At 52.6% G+C, this 2546-nt stretch carries 2 protein-coding genes; both read right to left on the bottom strand.

What is annotated here, in order from left to right:
- Positions 1 to 91: 91 nt before the first annotated feature.
- Entirely contained in the window at positions 92 to 829 is a 738-nt protein-coding gene (istB, locus tag FOT42_RS17845) for an IS21-like element helper ATPase IstB (RefSeq protein ID WP_151891789.1), read from the bottom strand.
- Positions 830 to 848: 19 nt separating this feature from the next.
- Positions 849 to 2393, bottom strand: coding sequence for an IS21 family transposase (gene istA / locus FOT42_RS17840; protein WP_151891788.1), 1545 nt, complete (start codon positions 2391 to 2393; stop codon positions 849 to 851).
- Between the last annotated feature and the right edge of the window lie 153 nt (positions 2394 to 2546).

The following is a 2546-nucleotide window of genomic DNA, read 5'->3' as shown; positions in this document are numbered from 1 at the left end:
TGGATGAGCCGGGTAAACTGAGCCACCCGCGCCGGATTAAAGTGAGCAGTGTAAATCAACTGCTTGGATTTGACCTGTCCGTGGGTTAAACTTAGTTTTTATTTTTCAATTTTCTTCTCATAGATTCACCTTTTATGTCGATTCTGTGTGCTGTATGCACCAAACGGTCGAGTATGGCGTCGGCCAGTGTTCTCTCCCCGATGATGTCGTGCCATTTTGATACGGGCAATTGTGATGCAATTATGGTCGATCTCTGTCCGTGACGATCCTCGATGATTTCCATGAGCGCATGCCTGTTGATGTTGTCCAGTGGCTTGAGCCCGAAGTCATCAAGTATCAGTAGGTCCTGTTTTTCAAGTTTGCCTATCTGTTTTGGATAGGAACCGTCCGCTTTTGAGGTCTTCAACATGGTAAAGAGCTTGGCGGTGTTGAAGTACATTACCTTTTTTCCCATGGAACAGGCCTGGTGACCGATGGCGGAGGCCAGATAGCTCTTGCCGACCCCGGTGCTCCCGGTAATGAGTACATTCTCCTTCTTTTTGATAAAACCACAACTGCCGATTCGTTGTACCTGGTTCTTGTCCAATTGTCTGGAAGGCCTGTAGTCCACCGCCTCCATAACGGCTGTGTACCTAAAGCGCGCCGATCTGGTCAGTCGCTCTATCCTGCGGTTGTGGCGGTCGTCCCACTCGCATTGCACGAGGTATGCAATGATCTCGTCATTGGTATGGTCGGTGCCCATACCGTTGGGGCCCAAGGTCGTTTCAAATGCCCTGTGCATGCCATGGAGCCTGAGCTCCTTCATCTGTTGTATCGTCCTTTCGTTCATATGTGGTATTTAAGTGTTCTCATTCATAATATTTTCCACCCCTTATGTTCTGGTGCTCGGGCATTTCCAGATTTTCATCGGTGTCCTCATCAAGCTTGTCCCAGCCCTTTTTTAGGATGCGCTCGACCATGTTGTAATTGTACGCACCGTACTCGGTTGCCCTCCTGCAGGCATTGTCAAGACGGCCCCTGCCATACTTTTTGGCAAGGTGCAGTACGCCAAGACAGGATTTATAGGATTGTTCGGGATGCTGCTTCTTGTCCAATATGGCCATGATGTAGCCTTGGCAGCTTTCCCCTATGTTCCCGGCCCAGGCGATGAACCTTTCGCTGCTCCATTCGCTGACGAAGCGGTGGTGGGAGGGCATGTGCCCGGCCAGAGTGGTATAGCCGTAACGCTTCCTGTTCCTTTGGTGCACGGCCAGCCTTTCATGTTTGTGGTAGACCTCGACCATACTGTCGGTATAGACGAGCTTTACCTGTTTGCCGATATGCCTGTAGTGTACGCTGTAATAATGCTTGTCCCTGCCAAGGTAGATATGGCTGTTCTTGTGCACGGTGGCCTGGGCGTACCGTTTTATCTCATAGCGTTTCTCGGGCAGGGGCATCAGTTCCCGGCTTTCCACCTCGAGGAACAGTGAACGTCGGGAGTATTCCCTTCCCCTGAAGGACATGTCGTTGTGCTTTTCCAACAGTTCCCGGATCGCGGTGTTGATATCGGCCACACTGTGGAAGGTCTCGTTCCGTAAGGGCGCGAACACCCTTGTGTAGATGATGCGCACGGCGTTCTCCACTATGGCCTTGTCCCTTGGCCTATAGGTGCGCGTGGGAAGGACCGCCGTTTCGTAGTGCTCGGCAAAGTCGGCGAACACCTCGTTGACCTTTGGTTCATAGCGGCTGCTCTTGGTAACCGCCGACTTCAGGTTGTCGGGCACCAGTGCCCTCGGCACACCGCCGTAGAACCACAGTGCGTTCTCGGTGCAGCGGATGAAGTCCTCGAGCTTCTGGCTGGCACAGGCCTCCACGTAGGTATACTGGCTACTGCCCAGTATGCAGACGAACACTTCCAGTTCCTTGAGCTCCCCGGTGTCCCTCTCGACAATGGTGAGTTTCTTGCCCGTGAAATCGATGAACAGCTTGTCGCCGGCCTTGTGTTCCATCCGCATCACGGGGGAGGTTTCCTTTTGCCATTCGGCGTACCAGTACTTGAACTGTGAGAGCCTGAACCCATCGGGATGCTTGGCATAATATTCCTCCCAGAGCAACTGTCGGGTGACCCCGGTCTTTCTTATTTCCTTGTCAAAGTAGGGAAAGTACCGCTGTAGCTCTACCAGTTTTGGGCTCTTTGGCCTTTGGTCGGCCTTGAAGAGGCCGTGCAGTTCCTCCAAGGTCATCTTCTCCACCTCATAGGCCGTCAGGCGGTAACGTTTGAAGAAATCGATGTACTTGGCCACCGTGTTGCGGGAGATGCCCAACTGCTGGCTTATCCGCCGTTTGCTCACACCCGAGGTGTGGAGCTTGAATATCCGTTTTATTTTTCGCATGTCTATCTGCTTGTTCGCCATGGTCCTTTTTCACAAAAAAAGGCCTTTGGCACATTACAGACAGATCAGGTCCAAAAGTGGCTCACTTTGCCCCGGCGAGGGTGGCTCACTTTCACCGGCCAGCTATGCTCACTTTGGCCCGGCGAAGGTGGTATACTATGTCCGGCGTTTCCA

This window comes from Flagellimonas hadalis, from assembly GCF_007785775.2.
GTDB lineage: Bacteria > Bacteroidota > Bacteroidia > Flavobacteriales > Flavobacteriaceae > Flagellimonas > Flagellimonas hadalis.
This window is presented reverse-complemented; position numbering and strand designations above follow the sequence as displayed.

What these genes read in the sequence shown, in the direction of transcription:
- istA (WP_151891788.1), bottom strand. Translation starts at nt 2,393, where the DNA reads ATGGCGAACAAGCAGATAGACATGCGAAAAATAAAACGGATATTCAAG.
- istB (WP_151891789.1), bottom strand. Translation starts at nt 829, where the DNA reads ATGAACGAAAGGACGATACAACAGATGAAGGAGCTCAGGCTCCATGGC.